Here is a 14770-nt window from a genome sequence, read left to right as displayed (position 1 = left end):
GATTTCGATGGAACAAAAAGAAATGCCCTCGACCATTCGCCTGCGCGGGATTCGCAAGCTCTACCGCATCGGCGGTGAGACGCTTGCCGCGCTCGACGGCATCGACCTCGATATTGGGCGCGGTGAATTTGCCGCACTCATGGGACCCTCGGGCTCCGGGAAATCTACGCTCATGAATATTCTCGGTTGTCTTGACCGTCCGAGTGAGGGCTCCTATATGCTCGACGGCGCGGAGGTCGCGGGGCTCAGCGACGATGCGCTCGCCGCGACGCGCAACAAGAAGATTGGCTTTGTCTTTCAGAACTTCAACCTGCTTCCGCGTATCTCCGCACTGGACAACGTCGCGCTGCCACTGGTCTATGCAGGCGTGGGACGGCGTGCACGGACGGAGCGTGCGGAGGAGGTGCTCAGTGCCGTGGGACTTGCCGACCGCGGAAAGCATCTCCCCAATGAACTTTCGGGCGGACAGCGCCAGCGCGTCGCCATTGCACGCGCTCTTGTGAACGAACCGCACATTATCATGGCGGATGAGCCGACGGGCAACCTCGACACGAAGTCCACGAAGGAGATCATGGACATATTTGAGCGGATGCACGAGAAGGGGCATACGATCATTCTCGTCACACACGAGCCGGAGATTGCCATGCGTGCGAGTCGTCAGCTGCTCGTCCGTGACGGCAGGATTACGCGTGATGAGGGGAAGGGGGTCGTGATGGATGTTGTTTAAGGAATGCTTCGGCATGGCACTGAATGCTCTCCTTGCGAACAAGCTCCGCTCCCTCCTCACCATGCTCGGCATCATCATCGGCGTTGGCGCCGTCATCGCGATGGTTTCCATCGGTATGGGCGTGCGGACGAGTGTTGCAGACTCCTTTGCGAGTCTCGGCTCGAATATGCTCATCGTCATGCCCGGTTCGGCGCATCATGGCGGCGTACATGGGGGAGCGGGCTCGCGTAAATCGCTCAAATACGACGATGCCCAGGCGATTGCAGCCAAGATTAAGGGAATTGACTACGCTTCTCCCACCGTTTCCACCGCCTATCAGGTCGTCAATGGCAATCTCAACTGGAATACGACAGTAGAGGGCGTTGCTCCCGAACTCATGCAGATTCGCTCTCTGAAGGTTGCAAGTGGTTCGTTTATTACGGCGAGCGACATCAAGAAGCGCAGCCGCGTCGCCGTCATCGGGCCGACCGTCGCAAGCAATCTGTTTGGCGCGGAGAATCCTGTCGGCAAGAACATCCGCATCAACAATCAGCCGTTCAAGGTCATCGGACTGACAGAGGAAAAGGGGCAGTCCATCGGACAGGATCAGGACGATGTCATCTACATTCCCATCACGACGGCGCAGGAGCGCATGCTCGCCATTACACACATCCACTCTATCAACATACAGGTATCGAGCCCCGAACGGATGAATCAGGTGCAGGCAGACGTCGAGAGTCTGCTGCGTCAGCGGCATCACATTCAGCATGGTGCAGAGGATGATTTCGCCGTTCGCAACATGACGAGCCTCATGGAGAGCTTTACGGAAAATACGAATATGCTCACGCTGCTCCTGGGCTCGATTGCGGGCATTTCTCTGCTTGTGGGCGGCATTGGCATCATGAATATCATGATGGTCTCCGTCACCGAGCGCACGCGCGAGATCGGCATCCGCAAAGCCCTTGGTGCGACCTCCTCAAATGTGCTCATGCAGTTTATGATCGAGTCCATGGTTATCGGCATTGTCGGCGGAGTGATCGGCATCGTTATCGGAGTCTCGCTCTCCAAGGCAATCGGATCGTTCGGCGGGCTCACGACCACCATCTCTGTCCTGCCGATCCTCGTCTCCTTCTCCTTTGCCGTCGGGATTGGTCTATTCTTCGGCATCTATCCTGCACGCAAGGCGGCACGGCTTGATCCGATCGACGCGCTTAGGTATGAGTAATCGGGAAAGTACCCAATAAACAAGCCCGCAGCAGAATGTTCCGCTGCGGGCTTGTTTCATCATGTTTTACTTATTGATAATCAGTGCCATAAATACGAGATCCTCTGTCTCGGAGGCATTGGCGATGGCGTGTACTTCGCCCTCGGCGCAGAACGTCGTTGTTCCGGGGCCGATCTCGATCTCCGTGCCGTTGTCATTGTAACGCGCACGTCCCGAGAGAATATGGTAGGTCTCTGTATTGCCCTCGTGCTTGTGCACACCCATCGATGCGTGGGGTGGGATCGTCACGCGCGCATACATCGCACATTTTCCGTCAAGTTCTGCGGGACCGATGAGTTTCTGGATGTGGATCGTACCGTTGCCGCCGAAGCGCTTCTCGGCATCGACGTATTCGGATTCAATAATCGCCATGAAATGATCTCTCCTTTGTAATTCTACACAGATTCTGATAGAATGGGGAAGCGAAGCGCGCTGGAAAATGTGCTTTGTTATATTCTAAATATTCGCGATGGAGGCGTATTTTCCTTTTTTATGATTTATATTTTGAAATTCGGGGCGAGTTGGATTCTGCCGCCGGGGATCTTCATTCTTGCGATACTCGGGCTTGCCGCCTGCCTTTGGAAAAAACGGAATCAGCAGCGTACAGCGGGGCTGTTCGCCGCTCTTTCGCTTGCGCTTTATTTGCTTTCCATCGGTGCTGTCTCGGATCGGCTGATGGGCAGTCTCGAGCGGACGTATGAAGTGCCGGCGCATCCAGAGGGAGATGTGATTGTCATGCTCGGCGGCGGAGCAATTGCGGATGTGCAGGATGTGGACGGAGTGGGGATGCTCGCGCAGAGCCCGTCCTCGCGCCTGCTCACGACGCTGCGCCTCCATCGCCTATACAACTTGCCAATTCTCCTCTCAGGCGGGCAGGTGTTCAGCGATACGGGCTCGGAGGCAGAGATTGCACGGCGTGTTCTCCTCTCGCTCGGCGTGCCCGATGAGATGATCTACGTCGAGACACGCAGTCTTACGACGGGGCAGAATGCACGCTACTCGGCGGAGATTCTTCGAAGCGAAGGTTTTACGCACCCCATCCTCGTGACCTCGGCGTTCCATCTGCCGCGCTCGGTGCTCAACTTTGAGAAGGAGGGAGTTGCTGTGACGCCGTATCCTGCAGACTTTTGGGTGAGCGGCAATCCGCAGCTCTATCTCGTTAAATTTGCGCCGAATGCAATTGCGCTTCTCACAAACACGGTATATCTTCAAGAAAAACTTCGCATCTTTGTGACGAGGCACCTCGAATGACGAAGAACATGACGGAGGGCAATCCCGCACGGCTCATTTTCTTCTTTGCCCTGCCGCTCGTTGCGGGCAATATGATGCAGCAGCTTTATGCTTTTGTCGATACGCTTATCGTCGGGCGATTCCTCGGGGTGAATGCGCTAGCGGCAGTCGGCTGCACGGGCAGCCTCATGTTTCTGACACTGGGCTTCATCATGGGATTCTGTACGGGCGTTACGATCTACACGGGACAGCGCTTTGGCGCAGGGGATCGGCGCGGCGTGCGGCAGAGCGCGGCGGCGTGCATTCTGCTCGGTGCGGCGGTGGCGCTTACACTGACGGCGATTGTCCTGCCGCTTACGTGGACCCTGCTCATTCTGATGGAGACACCGCCCGAGATCATTGACGGAGCGTATGACTTCATCTCGATCATCTTTGCGGGGCTTGTGATCTTCCTCCTGCTCTATCTGCAAAACTGTCTGGTTCGCGCGCTCGGCGACAGCAAGACGCCGACCATCCTTCTTGCCGTTACGCTTGCGATCAATGTCGCACTCGAGCCAGTCGCGATCCTCGTGCTCGGCTGGGGCATCCCGGGCGCGGCACTCGCGACGGTTTTCTCGCAGGGCATCGGTGCGCTCCTCTTCTGGATCTATATTCGGCGGCGTGTACCAGCGCTGCATACGCGCTGGTCGGACTGGAAGCCGAATACCTCCGTCCTTATGGCTCATCTGCGCATGGGGCTGCCGATGGCGTTCCAGTCCTCTGTCATTGCCATTGGTGCGATCATTGTGCAAGTCGCGCTGAACAATCTCGGTGCGCTGCCCGTTGCGGCATACGCAGCGACGCAGAAGATCGACGCTGTCGCGCTCATGCCCATGCTCTCGTTCGGCTATGCAATGGCAGCATACACGGCGCAGAACTACGGCGCACAGAAGTATGAGCGCATCCGCATGGGGGTGCATGCGTGTCTAAAAATGTCGATAGCGTTTGCCGTCGGCATCGGCGTCCTCCTGATCGCGTTCGGCACATTCTTCCTGGAGCTTTTTGTCGGCGCAGACGCGGCAGGGGCGGAGGAGGTTATCGCCTATGGGCACACGTATCTCATCGTCACCGGTTCGACCTACACCATCCTCGCGCTTCTGCTCGTCTACCGCAATGTCCTGCAGGGCCTCGGACAGAGTGTCATCCCGACCATTGCGGGTGTGATGGAGCTCATCATGCGTGCCGTTGCAGCCATTTTCCTCTGCAGTTCACTCGGTTTTCTCGGCGCATGCATGGCACATCCCCTTGCATGGATCGGCGCGGCGATTCCTGTTGTTATCGCTTATTTCTGGACAGAGCGGACACTGCGGAAAGTACCCCCAAAAATATCTGCATAATAGGAAAAAATTACGGCACGCTGTCTCAAATCATCGAGGTACGGCGTGCCGTTTTGTTATGAAAATAATATGATATCCGAGTAGAAATACTAAAGCATATTCCTAAGAAACTCTTGTGTGCGTTCCTCCTTCGGCGCGGAGAAGAAGCTCTGTGGCTCTCCCTGCTCGACGATGACGCCGTTATCCATAAAGATGACATCGGTTGCTGCCTCGCGGGCGAATGCCATCTCGTGCGTGACGACGATCATGGTCATGCGTTCTGCAGCAAGGGCGCGCATAGTACGCAGAACCTCGCCTGTAAGCTCGGGGTCGAGTGCAGAGGTCGGCTCATCGAAAAGCATGATATCGGGCTTCATGGCAAGTGCGCGTGCGATGGCGACGCGCTGCTGCTGTCCGCCGGATAACTGACTAGGATAGTAGTTTTCTCGATTAGACAGCCCAACCTTGGCGAGCAGCTCGCGCGCATATGGGAGAATCTCATCCTTTGACTGGCTTTTGACGTGGCAGGGAGCCTCAATGAGATTCTCGATGACAGTCATATGGGGGAAGAGATTGAACTGCTGAAAGACCATCCCTGTTGACATAAGGATGCGGCGTACGTCACTCGTGCCCGCATACGTTGCGGTGCTTTCGCCGTCCTTCGTCCAGCAGAGTTTTTCTCCGCGAATTGTGATGTCGCCGGAGTCGATCGTCTCGAGTTTGTTGATGCAGCGCAGGAGTGTCGACTTGCCGGAGCCGGAGGAGCCAATGATGGCGAGCACCTCGCCGCGTGCGAGGCTGAGGTCGATGCCGCGGAGAACCTTGAGATCACCAAAGGATTTATGGATGCCGCGCATGGAGAGCATGATCTCGTTAGTTTTCGTATCTGCCATAGTGTGCCTCCAGCTTTTTGAATCCATAGGTGAGTACGGCGGTCATTGTGAGGTAGAAGATGCCGGCGATGAGGAAGGGAGTCATGTCGAACTCACGCTGGACGATGGTGCGTGCGACGCGCAGGAGGTCGTTCATGGCAAGGATATAGACGAGGGAGGTATCCTTCACGAGGTTGATCGTCTCGTTGCTGACCGGGGGAAGTGTGATGCGCAGCACCTGCGGCAGGACGATGCGCCGCATGGTGAGCGGCGCACTCATGCCGAGTACGCGTGCCGCCTCGAACTGCCCGCGCGGGACTGCCTGTATGCCGGAGCGGAAGATCTCGGCGAAGTAGGCGGCATAGTTGAGAACGAAGGCAAGCAGTGCCGCTGCGATGTCGGGCAGCATGATGCCGACCATCGGCAGGGCGAAGTAGACAAAGAGGAGCTGCAGCATGAGCGGTGTGCCGCGCATAATCCAGATGTAGATTTCAAGGAGACGACTGAGCAGACAAAATCGTGAGAGTCTCCCAAGTGCGACAAAAAGTCCAAGCGGGAGGGCGAGTGCCAGCGTGACGCAGAAAATTTCGAGGGTTACGGTCGAACCCTCGAGCATGAGCAGTACAGTATCCAGTGTTTTATCCATTCGTTCTATCGCCCTTACAAGAAAAAGGCTGCCGCACAAAACGGCAGCCTGCTTCCATTAATTTATTTTGTAATGTCCTTCGTAAACCAGTCGTTCGAGATCTTTGCCGTTGTGCCGTCCTTCTGCATCTCATCGAGCACCTTCTGCACCTCATCGCGCAGTGTCGTATTGTCTTTTGCAAAGGCAATTCCAAACTCGCTCGTTGGGCCGACCACAACATCAAGAGCCTCAAGCTCTTCGGGATGTTTGCTCATGTAGTAACGTCCGACAATCTCATCGCCGATGACCGCATCGAGACGTCCATTCTCAAGATCCATGAAGGCCGCAACATAGTCGGGGTACTTCTTGACCTCTTTGACATCGTTCTTGTAGAAGGGCGTTGCATCGATGTACTCCTCAGCAGTGCCTGCACTTTGGGTGCCTATCGTTTTGCCTGCCAGGCTCTTTTCGTCCGTAACGGCGGTATTGCCCTTCTTCACGAAGATAATCTGACGGTTGTCCATATAGGGGTTGGAGAAGAGCATATTCTCCTTGCGTTTGTCCGTGATGTCGAGTCCGTTCCATAGGATCTGTACGCGGCCGCTCTTGAGCTCCGCCTCCTTGCTCGACCAGTCGATTGCTTTGAATTCGACCTCACGCCCGAGACGTTTTGCCGCCTCCTTTGCAAGATCGACGTCGAAACCGACAATCTCATTCTTTTCGTTCTTAAAGCCCATGGGGGGGAAGTTGTCATCGAGTCCGACAACGATTTTCCCTTTATCCGCTGCTTTATCCGGCGCCGCAGCCTTATCTCCGCCGCCGCATCCAGCAAGAATTGTCGCCGACAGTGCAAAGATCGCTGCCCCTGTAAGTAATTTTTTCAAATTCATCTTTACATCGCTCCTTATATTCTTTTACTTTAACAAGATAAAGTACTGATGTAAAGTTATTATACGGTATAGATTAAAATAAAGTCAAGTTTTATTTTATTGAGGCAGGGTTTTTTTCCTAAAGGTCGAAATATTTATAGGTGCAATAGTTTCGTATATAAATAGAAGAGGCATTGACTGAGTGTGCCTCTGCAAGGGTAATCGAGGGAGGGCTTATCTTGCGTGCAATATCCGTGAGCGATCTTGAAGGTGGAATGATACTTGCGCGAACGATCGTCAATGCTAAACGTGTTGTTGTCGTATCGGAGAATACAGAGCTGACCGACGCGCATATCACACGTCTCAAGTTCTTGAAGATCCCCGTTGTCTATATCAAGGATGAGACGGAGCTGCGGGAGGATCGATCCCCAATCTTTTCGCGCAGCAATCTCTTCATCAAGCAGTATGAAAATGTGGTCGGGACTGCGAAGTCGATCTTCGAAGAGGCAAAGAAGACGGGAAATGTTCCTGTTGCTGAGACGAATACGATGGTGCAGACAGATCTCTTGCCGCTTTCGCGCCGCAGTGGCACGATTGACTATTTGAATGAGATCAACCATCTGGCGAGCGACATCTATAACCATTCCCTTCGAGTTTCCATTCTCTCGGGGGTTATCGCAAAGTGGATGCATCTCGATCGCGAGATAGCAAAGGATGTAGTCCTTGCTGGTTTCCTGCACGATGTTGGCAAGTCGAAATTTGATCAGCGTCTTCTTGAAAAAAATATTGCGACACTCGAGGGAGAGGACTATGAACGCTATATTCAGCACACCGTCGATGGCGCACAGATCCTCAACAATGTTGCGGGGCTGACAGAGGGCGTTCGCCTGACAGCACTGCAGCATCATGAGCGGATGGATGGAAGCGGATTTCCATTTAACATCAAGGGGGATGACATTCACCTCTATGCACGCATCGTTGCCGTTGCTGATCTCTATGACAATATCACGGTTGAACGTGAGGGCTATCCGCGCCGCACGCCGTTCGATGCTGTGTCGGAGATCGCACGTCAGATGTATACTGCGCTCGACCCAGAAGTCTGCATCCCCGTGCTGACGAATATCAAGAATGCATTCCTCGGTTCGCGTGTGCTGCTCAGCAATCACCGCGAGGGAACGATTACGGCATACCCGCATGGTGTGGTGCCTCTTCCGATTGTCACGATCTCGGATGACGAGGTGATCGATCTCAATGAGAACACGAAGATCACAATTGTCGAGTACAATCCCAAATAACATATGAGTCTGTTTAAAAGCCCGTCAGAGCGGTTCAGTTGCTCTGACGGGCTTTTCATTGTTTAGTTTACGCTTTGCAGCAGGTTGTACCACTCGAGTACGGCGTCGTAGTTTGGTTTCAGTTGTTCGATGGGATATTGCTCGCGCTCGCAGCAGACGAGAACTTTGTCCCAGTCACCCTGTTCATAAGCGACGACGAGGTCAAGGATGCGACGCAGATCGTTGTCCTTACCGAGCAGAGCGTCGTTCAGATCGGACGCGAGGGCGACCTCCTTGAGCACCTCTTCCATTGGGAGGCTGAGCAGTACATCGAGCAGAGAGAACATTCCAATCAGGAAGCCGGTATCCGGTGTGACATCGGGGCGCTTGAGCTCGCTGGCGATGAGCTCACAGAACTTCGCACGCAGGAGTGAGAGTGTGAAGATCTCGGGCGGTTTATCCTCAGAGAATGTCTGGAGGCTGACAAGTGTTACCCAGCGACGTACACCACTGACGCCCAGTAAAACGGTTGCCTGTTTCAGGTTGGAGACGTGATTGGTGAGACCCATACCAGCGGAGTTGATATAGGTGAGAAGCTTGTGAACAAGGTTGGTATCGGAGGAGATGACGCCGGTGATCGAAGAGAAGTCGACGTTCTGTCGATTGATTTCCTTGAGGAGGCGCATTTTTGAAAGCGTATTGCTCGTAAGCTTCTTCTGGTGCAGGATGACCGGCTTACAGAAGAAATAACCTTGATAGAGGACGTAGCCAAACTCAACGGCTTGCTGGAATTCCTCCTCTGTTTCGATTTTTTCCGCAAGGAGATGAATATGTTTTGGGAGGACATCACGCATCTTTTTGCGCTCCTTGGGATCTGCCGTGATGCGGAAGTCTACTTTGATAATGTCTGCCATATCGATGAGTTTTTCGTAACCTGGCATGAGGACGAAATCATCGAGGGCGATCTTATAGCCTGCCTCTTTGAGCTCCTGCACGGCTTCGAGAATCTCTGGAGTTGGATGTACATTTTCCAGAATCTCCACGACGACGTTTTCCGGTGGGAGGAGCTTCGGAGCTCGGTTCAGCAGGTTTTGCTCGGTAAAGTTGATGAATGCTTTCTTATCGGATACCAGTTTTTTGAGACCAAATTCGAGCATAGCCCCGACCATAACGCTCTGCGTTGCGACATTACCGTCAAGGGTAGGGTCAAATGCGTTTTGCAGACCGCTGCGGAAGAGAATCTCATATGCGTATACTTGTTTTTGCTGATCCAGTATAGCTTGCCGGCCAATAAATGCTTCCTTCATAGGGAACCTTTCTATGGTTTAGATGAAATCTACACAGGTGTTTTTCACCGGAAATGGAAATTCTTTTGAAAACTTCTTACAGATGACAGCATTATAGCATAAATATGCCTGAAAAGAAATGAAAAAGGCCAGCTTTGATGGTATAATGGGAAAAACGAAATGGATGTGATCAGTTTGTTGCAAGATATTCAGATCGGACGGTATCTTCCTGGAGACTCGTTTCTGCACCGCATGGATCCGCGCGTAAAGATCGTTCTGCTCTTTTTCTTTCTGCTCTTGATTTTTTTTGTGGAGAATATGGCGGGGTTTGCCGCATTGGCACTCAGTGTCGGACTTCTCATGGTATTTTCCAGAGTACCGCTTATGATGCAGCTGCGCTCAGTTCGACCGATCCTCTGGATCGTACTTTTTACATTCTGCGTGCATCTCTTTATGACGCCAGGCGCGGAGGCATTTCATCTTGGCCCCCTCACAGCGACATGGGAGGGAATTGCGCGCGGCGCATACATTGGACTGCGCCTTGTCTTGCTCATCCTGCTCAGCACTCTCCTGACGCTCACGACGAGTCCTCTGAGCCTGACCGATGGGCTGGAGGCTCTGCTCTCGCCGCTCAGACGTCTTCATGTACCGGTGCATGAGCTGGCAATGATGATGACGATTGCCTTGCGCTTTGTGCCGACGCTGCTTGAGGAATTGGATCGCATTATGAAGGCACAGAAGGCGCGGGGAGCAGACTTTGAGCAGGGAAATATTGTACGCCGTCTGCGTGCCGTTGTCCCTATCCTCGTTCCGCTCTTCCTGTCTGCGTTTCGCCGCGCAGATGAGCTGGCGCTTGCGATGGAGGCACGCTGCTATCGCGGCGGGGAGGGACGTACGCAGATGAAGGAGCTGCGTGCGGAGCGGCTCGACTACGCCGCGATTGCTGTGTTCACGCTCGGTGCGGCAGGGATTTGCGCCGTGAGTCTCGGAGGGTTGCCCATTGCGCCCTGAGAGCGTCGAGCGGATGAAGGCGCGTGCACGCAATCTGGCATTGACCGTTGCCTATGACGGCACGCATTATCATGGATTTCAGCGGCAGACGCCGCCTGTCGTTGCCGTGCAGAATGTGCTCGAACGCGCACTGGCAAAGGTCTGCGGGGAAGCGGTGGAACTCGCCGCTGCCGGGCGTACAGATACGGGGGTTCATGCCTACGGTCAGGTCGTAAACTTCTTCACGGACGGACGTATTCCTGTCGAACGTCTGCCGCGTGCCGTGAATGGCCTCCTGCCGCCGGACATTGTCGTCACTGCAGCATGGGAGGTGGCATGGGATTTCAGTGCGCGTCACTCGGCGAGAGGAAAGGCCTATATCTACCGTCTCGCGCAGTGTACGGTGCCGGATCCATTTACGAGAAATTATGCATGGCAGATCTTTCGCCCCCTTGATGTGGATGCAATGCGAGCCGCGTTGTCGCTGCTCATTGGGACACACGACTTCTCTTCGTTTCGCGCAGCGGGAGGCGCGCCGATGTCTCCCATACGCACACTGGACGAGATACGCCTTGATACAGAGGAGGAGGGACGCCTCTCCTGCTATCTTCATGGGAACGGTTTTCTCTACCATATGGTGAGAAATATCATGAGTACAGTAGTGCATGTTGGGCTTGGCCGCATTTCCCTGGATCGTTTTGCCGAGATCTTTGCTGCCTGTGATCGACGTCTTGCAAGCCCGACAGCGCCTGCCTGCGGCCTGTACCTCCTCTCGGTTGACTATATGCAGACCGCCGCGCTGGATGAAAGGGAGGGCTGAGTATGCCATGGGAGACGGTACAGCGACTTGTGGGTGAGGCTGCCCGCGAACTGCGACGCGGTGTGTCTGAGGAGGGGACACGCGGCAGCCATGTCGTGAGTCTCGTTAATGCCATCCTCAATGAGGCGCTTGCAGAGGAGGCAACGGACATTCATCTCGAGCCAATGGGGAGCGGCCTGCGTATCCGTATACGCATAGATGGATTTTTGCGTGAGCGTCCGCTCCAGTTTCCACAGGAGGTTGCACCAGTCATCATTGCTCGCCTCAAGGTGATGGCAGGAATCGACACGGCAAAGCGCAACCGTCCGCAGGATGGACAGATCCGCTATGTACATGAGGGCAGATCAATTGACATGCGCGCAGCCGTTCTTCCTGTCGTCGACGGGGAACGCATGGTTGTGCGCATCATGGATGCGGCGGAGCGTTTTCTCAGCTGTGATGAGCTGGATCTTACGCCGCGCAATCGGGAAATCTTTGAGCGTCTGATCCATCGAAGCACGGGTTTGCTCCTCCTTTGTGGCCCAATGAACTCGGGTAAGACAACGACACTCTATGCGGCCCTCTCTGCGTTGAATGAGCCGGATTGCCACATCATGACACTCGAGGACCCCGTTGAGCGTCGAATCGCGGGGATCAGCCAATTTCAGGTGAATCCAGAGGCAGGTCTGACCTTTGTTGCGGGCTTGCGTGCGGCACTTCGTCAGGATGCACAGAAGATCCTGCTCGGCGAGATTCGCGACCGCGAGACAGCGGAGATGGCTGTGCGGATCGCTCTTACGGGGCATGCACTCTTTTCGACGCTTCATACAGAGGACACCGTTTCAGCAATCCTTCGTATGATTGAGATGGGCGTTCCGCCTTATTTGCTTGCAGCAACTTTATCGGGGGTAATTGCACAGCGTCTTGTGCGGCGGGTGTGTGTGAACTGCCGTGAGGAGTATGCTGTGACTGTCGGCTCACGTGAGGCGCTGGCACTGGGAGAACTCTACCATCCTGGAATGATGCTCGTGCGCGGCCGGGGCTGCGACTGCTGTCACGGAACAGGGTATCGCGGTCGTATGGCAATCCATGAGATCCTGCCCATATCAGAGCGAATCCGCACGGTGATCCTCGCGGCAGACAGCAAGCGTGCCCTCCAAAAGGCGGCTGAGGAAGATGGGCTTGAGACACTCTGGCAGGACGGTGCATCAAAGGTTCTTGCAGGTGAGACAACCCTTGCAGAGGTGGGGAGGGCACTCTATGGATGAGAAAGCGGCATGGGAGGATATTCTCCAGCGCATGATTGCGCTGGAGGCATCTGATTTGCACGCAGGGCCATATCAGCATGTACAGATGAGGCTGGAGGGGGTGCTCGTGCCGGAGGGGATGATTCCGACCCCTTCCTTTCTGGAGAGCCTTGTTCAAAGCATAATTTCAAAGGAGGCTTGGGAGAGTCTCTGTAAACGCGATGTTGACTTTGCATGGAGCTATCAGGAGCGACGCTTTCGCGGGAATGTTTACCGCATGCAGGAGGGGCTAGGTATTGCATTGCGGCTTCTCCCACAGCACATACCGACGCCGGAGGAGCTTGGTATGCCAGAGGCTCTCCAAGCGATTGCTGCGGTGTGTGACGGTCTTGCTCTCATTTGCGGTGCAACAGGCGCAGGCAAGACGACCACACTTGCGGCTCTGATCGAAGTTATCAATCAAACGCGGAGCGCACACATTATCACGCTCGAGGATCCCATCGAGTATCTCTTTACGCCAGTGCGCGCATTTTTCAGCCAGCGTGAGGCGGGACGTGACTTTTCTGCATTCCCGGATGCGGTGCGTTCTGCCCTGCGTGAGGATCCCGATATCCTGCTTATCGGTGAGATTCGCGACCGTGCGACGATGGAAGCAGCACTCATGGCTGCAACAACTGGAGTGCTCGTACTTGGCACACTCCATACACGGGGGGCAGCACAGACGGCACTGCGTGTAGAGGGGATGTTCCCTCCGGATGTGCGGGATACGGTGCGGGCGCAGTTTGCAGATGTACTGATAGGCATCTTTGCGCAGCGTCTTCTGCCTCGGAAAGGAGGCGGACGTGTCGCGATATTCGAAGCGCTTTCGGCAACGACTGCGGTGCGGAATATACTGCGGCAGGGAAACTATGGTCAGCTTGCCTCGGTTATGATGAGCGGAGCGGCGCAGGGGATGCAGACGGCGGAGATGGCTGAGACTGCGCTGCGAGTCAGAGGATTGATCGGATGAGGACATTCTCGTATCGTGCACGCGCCGCTGACGGGACCTCTGTACGAGGGACGATTGCTGCTGCATCCGAACCTGACGCTGTACGCGTTCTCGCGGCAGAAGGAAAGGCTGTTCTGCATCTGAAAGAGCGGCGCAGCGTTTCCCTGCCGACTGTCCTTGGAGGACGCGGAGGGATTACAGCAGAGGAGCGCATTGCGTTTCTGCACGAGTTAGCGGCGCTGCTTGCTGCAGGGCTGCCTGTCCATGAGGCGTTGGCACGCTTGGTTGACGAGGCGGGAGCAGGCGCCTATGGGCGAATGGTCTCGTCGCTGCACGCAGAGGTTCTGCGTGGACTTTCTCTGTCACAGGGCATGGAGATGCAGGCAGATTCGTTTCCCAAAACCTTGATCGGGATGGTGCGTGCGGGAGAAGAGAGCGGACGTCTTGCAGAAATCCTGCAGGAAGCCGCATCCGTTTTTACAGAGGCGCAGATGCTGCGTGAATCGCTGCGCGGTGCACTTGCTTATCCACTCTTTTTGTGCATAGCCACACTGCTTTCTGTGCTTCTCATGACCGTGTTCGTCCTGCCGATCTTTTCCGCCTTGCTGCGTGATCTGGGAACAGATCTTCCGTTACCGACGCAGATGCTGCTCACACTCTCGGATTTCATAGCAGGGCAGCCGTATTTGATCTCCGCAGCTGTCACAGGTGGCTGTATTGCTCTGTTCCTGCTGTTTCGTCTGCCGTCACTGCGTCTCTTTGCCGATGGCGTTCTCCTCCGCATTCCGGTGCTCGGGATGTTTGTGCGTCTCGCCGCATGGCAGATGATCCTGCGCACACTTGCAATCTTGCTGCGCAGCGGCATTCGCCTGGATTGCGCCATGGGGCTGGCGCGCATGGTGACAGAGAACCGTGCACTTGCACATCATCTCGCGCGGATGGAACAGCGTCTCGTCGAAGGGCGTACCTTTGCGCAGGTCATTGCAGATGCACCATCTCTGCCGCCGCTCATTCGCGGTATGCTTTCTGCAGGAGAGGCCGCGGGTGATCTGGAGCGTCTTTTGCAGCATGCTGCAGATTACTGCAGACGCAGGGCAGGGGCATATGCAGCGCGGATCGAGGCGCTGGCAGAGCCTGTGATGATCGTCATCATTGCGGGGATGATCTTCTTCGTTGTGCTCTCTGTACTTTTGCCGATCTTTGATACGATGGATGCGCTGATGTAGCGCAAAAAAGGGGCTGTTGCACGAAGTTTTCTAGCTTCG

15 protein-coding genes are annotated in these 14770 nt (G+C 55.0%); 10 read left to right on the top strand and 5 right to left on the bottom strand.

Annotation, left to right across the window (positions count from 1 at the left end; translation table 11 throughout):
* The first annotated feature begins 7 nt into the window (after nucleotides 1–7).
* Entirely contained in the window at nucleotides 8–727 is a 720-nt protein-coding gene (locus tag HMPREF1992_RS00130) for an ABC transporter ATP-binding protein (protein WP_021683760.1), read from the top strand.
* Nucleotides 717–1931 (top strand): ABC transporter permease, encoded by a 1215-nt coding sequence (locus HMPREF1992_RS00125; RefSeq protein ID WP_021683759.1) that lies wholly within the window; start codon nucleotides 717–719, stop codon nucleotides 1929–1931. Before HMPREF1992_RS00130 ends, HMPREF1992_RS00125 begins: the two co-directional genes overlap by 11 nt.
* A gap of 66 nt (nucleotides 1932–1997) precedes the next feature.
* Here the strand turns inward: HMPREF1992_RS00125 and HMPREF1992_RS00120 are convergent, their stop codons facing one another.
* Nucleotides 1998–2342, bottom strand: coding sequence for a cupin domain-containing protein (locus HMPREF1992_RS00120; protein WP_021683758.1), 345 nt, complete (start codon nucleotides 2340–2342; stop codon nucleotides 1998–2000).
* A gap of 120 nt (nucleotides 2343–2462) precedes the next feature.
* Between HMPREF1992_RS00120 and HMPREF1992_RS00115 the strand changes: the two genes are divergently transcribed.
* Nucleotides 2463–3221: a YdcF family protein gene (locus tag HMPREF1992_RS00115; RefSeq protein WP_037357671.1), complete on the top strand. Its 759-nt coding sequence runs from the start codon at nucleotides 2463–2465 to the stop codon at nucleotides 3219–3221.
* Nucleotides 3218–4576: an MATE family efflux transporter gene (locus tag HMPREF1992_RS00110; RefSeq protein ID WP_021683756.1), complete on the top strand. Its 1359-nt coding sequence runs from the start codon at nucleotides 3218–3220 to the stop codon at nucleotides 4574–4576. Before HMPREF1992_RS00115 ends, HMPREF1992_RS00110 begins: the two co-directional genes overlap by 4 nt.
* A gap of 89 nt (nucleotides 4577–4665) precedes the next feature.
* Here HMPREF1992_RS00110 and HMPREF1992_RS00105 read toward each other — a convergent pair whose 3' ends face one another.
* From HMPREF1992_RS00105 to HMPREF1992_RS00095, 3 genes are all read right to left on the bottom strand, one after another.
* Nucleotides 4666–5448 carry an amino acid ABC transporter ATP-binding protein gene (locus HMPREF1992_RS00105; RefSeq protein WP_021683755.1) on the bottom strand — a complete coding sequence of 261 codons (783 nt, stop codon included), beginning with the start codon at nucleotides 5446–5448 and terminating at the stop codon, nucleotides 4666–4668.
* Nucleotides 5429–6073: an amino acid ABC transporter permease gene (locus HMPREF1992_RS00100; protein ID WP_021683754.1), complete on the bottom strand. Its 645-nt coding sequence runs from the start codon at nucleotides 6071–6073 to the stop codon at nucleotides 5429–5431. The genes HMPREF1992_RS00105 and HMPREF1992_RS00100 overlap by 20 nt, the downstream gene beginning before the upstream one ends.
* Nucleotides 6074–6135: 62 nt before the next feature.
* Nucleotides 6136–6942: an amino acid ABC transporter substrate-binding protein gene (locus tag HMPREF1992_RS00095; RefSeq protein WP_021683753.1), complete on the bottom strand. Its 807-nt coding sequence runs from the start codon at nucleotides 6940–6942 to the stop codon at nucleotides 6136–6138.
* Nucleotides 6943–7196: 254 nt separating this feature from the next.
* On the opposite strand from HMPREF1992_RS00095, the gene HMPREF1992_RS00090 reads away from it, so the two are divergent.
* Nucleotides 7197–8216 carry an HD-GYP domain-containing protein gene (locus HMPREF1992_RS00090; RefSeq protein WP_021683752.1) on the top strand — a complete coding sequence of 340 codons (1020 nt, stop codon included), beginning with the start codon at nucleotides 7197–7199 and terminating at the stop codon, nucleotides 8214–8216.
* Nucleotides 8217–8278: 62 nt separating this feature from the next.
* On the opposite strand, the gene HMPREF1992_RS00085 is transcribed toward HMPREF1992_RS00090, so the two are convergent.
* Nucleotides 8279–9502, bottom strand: coding sequence for an EAL and HDOD domain-containing protein (locus HMPREF1992_RS00085; RefSeq protein ID WP_021683751.1), 1224 nt, complete (start codon nucleotides 9500–9502; stop codon nucleotides 8279–8281).
* 174 nt (nucleotides 9503–9676) lie between these two features.
* Between HMPREF1992_RS00085 and HMPREF1992_RS00080 the strand changes: the two genes are divergently transcribed.
* The 5 genes from HMPREF1992_RS00080 to HMPREF1992_RS00060 are packed head-to-tail and all read left to right on the top strand — an operon-like array spanning nucleotide 9677 to nucleotide 14731.
* Entirely contained in the window at nucleotides 9677–10492 is an 816-nt protein-coding gene (locus HMPREF1992_RS00080; RefSeq protein WP_037357703.1) for an energy-coupling factor transporter transmembrane protein EcfT, read from the top strand.
* A 13-nt stretch (nucleotides 10493–10505) separates the two neighbouring features.
* On the top strand, nucleotides 10506–11291 hold the full coding sequence (truA, locus tag HMPREF1992_RS00075; RefSeq protein WP_021683748.1) for a tRNA pseudouridine(38-40) synthase TruA: 786 nt from the start codon (nucleotides 10506–10508) through the stop codon (nucleotides 11289–11291).
* A 2-nt stretch (nucleotides 11292–11293) separates the two neighbouring features.
* On the top strand, nucleotides 11294–12538 hold the full coding sequence (locus HMPREF1992_RS00070) for a GspE/PulE family protein (RefSeq protein ID WP_021683747.1): 1245 nt from the start codon (nucleotides 11294–11296) through the stop codon (nucleotides 12536–12538).
* The gene (locus HMPREF1992_RS00065) at nucleotides 12531–13526 is read left to right on the top strand and encodes a type IV pilus twitching motility protein PilT (protein ID WP_021683746.1); all 996 of its coding nucleotides are present in this window, start codon (nucleotides 12531–12533) and stop codon (nucleotides 13524–13526) included. The genes HMPREF1992_RS00070 and HMPREF1992_RS00065 overlap by 8 nt, the downstream gene beginning before the upstream one ends.
* On the top strand, nucleotides 13523–14731 hold the full coding sequence (locus tag HMPREF1992_RS00060) for a type II secretion system F family protein (protein WP_021683745.1): 1209 nt from the start codon (nucleotides 13523–13525) through the stop codon (nucleotides 14729–14731). Before HMPREF1992_RS00065 ends, HMPREF1992_RS00060 begins: the two co-directional genes overlap by 4 nt.
* Nucleotides 14732–14770: the final 39 nt, after the last annotated feature.

This window comes from Selenomonas sp. oral taxon 892 str. F0426 (assembly GCF_000468035.1).
Classification (GTDB): domain Bacteria; phylum Bacillota; class Negativicutes; order Selenomonadales; family Selenomonadaceae; genus Centipeda.
This window is presented reverse-complemented; position numbering and strand designations above follow the sequence as displayed.

What these genes read in the sequence shown, in the direction of transcription:
- HMPREF1992_RS00130 (WP_021683760.1), top strand. Translation starts at nt 8, where the DNA reads ATGGAACAAAAAGAAATGCCCTCGACCATTCGCCTGCGCGGGATTCGC.
- HMPREF1992_RS00125 (WP_021683759.1), top strand. Translation starts at nt 717, where the DNA reads ATGTTGTTTAAGGAATGCTTCGGCATGGCACTGAATGCTCTCCTTGCG.
- HMPREF1992_RS00120 (WP_021683758.1), bottom strand. Translation starts at nt 2,342, where the DNA reads ATGGCGATTATTGAATCCGAATACGTCGATGCCGAGAAGCGCTTCGGC.
- HMPREF1992_RS00115 (WP_037357671.1), top strand. Translation starts at nt 2,463, where the DNA reads ATGATTTATATTTTGAAATTCGGGGCGAGTTGGATTCTGCCGCCGGGG.
- HMPREF1992_RS00110 (WP_021683756.1), top strand. Translation starts at nt 3,218, where the DNA reads ATGACGAAGAACATGACGGAGGGCAATCCCGCACGGCTCATTTTCTTC.
- HMPREF1992_RS00105 (WP_021683755.1), bottom strand. Translation starts at nt 5,448, where the DNA reads ATGGCAGATACGAAAACTAACGAGATCATGCTCTCCATGCGCGGCATC.
- HMPREF1992_RS00100 (WP_021683754.1), bottom strand. Translation starts at nt 6,073, where the DNA reads ATGGATAAAACACTGGATACTGTACTGCTCATGCTCGAGGGTTCGACC.
- HMPREF1992_RS00095 (WP_021683753.1), bottom strand. Translation starts at nt 6,942, where the DNA reads ATGAATTTGAAAAAATTACTTACAGGGGCAGCGATCTTTGCACTGTCG.
- HMPREF1992_RS00090 (WP_021683752.1), top strand. Translation starts at nt 7,197, where the DNA reads ATGATACTTGCGCGAACGATCGTCAATGCTAAACGTGTTGTTGTCGTA.
- HMPREF1992_RS00085 (WP_021683751.1), bottom strand. Translation starts at nt 9,502, where the DNA reads ATGAAGGAAGCATTTATTGGCCGGCAAGCTATACTGGATCAGCAAAAA.
- truA (WP_021683748.1), top strand. Translation starts at nt 10,506, where the DNA reads ATGAAGGCGCGTGCACGCAATCTGGCATTGACCGTTGCCTATGACGGC.
- HMPREF1992_RS00070 (WP_021683747.1), top strand. Translation starts at nt 11,294, where the DNA reads ATGCCATGGGAGACGGTACAGCGACTTGTGGGTGAGGCTGCCCGCGAA.
- HMPREF1992_RS00065 (WP_021683746.1), top strand. Translation starts at nt 12,531, where the DNA reads ATGGATGAGAAAGCGGCATGGGAGGATATTCTCCAGCGCATGATTGCG.
- HMPREF1992_RS00060 (WP_021683745.1), top strand. Translation starts at nt 13,523, where the DNA reads ATGAGGACATTCTCGTATCGTGCACGCGCCGCTGACGGGACCTCTGTA.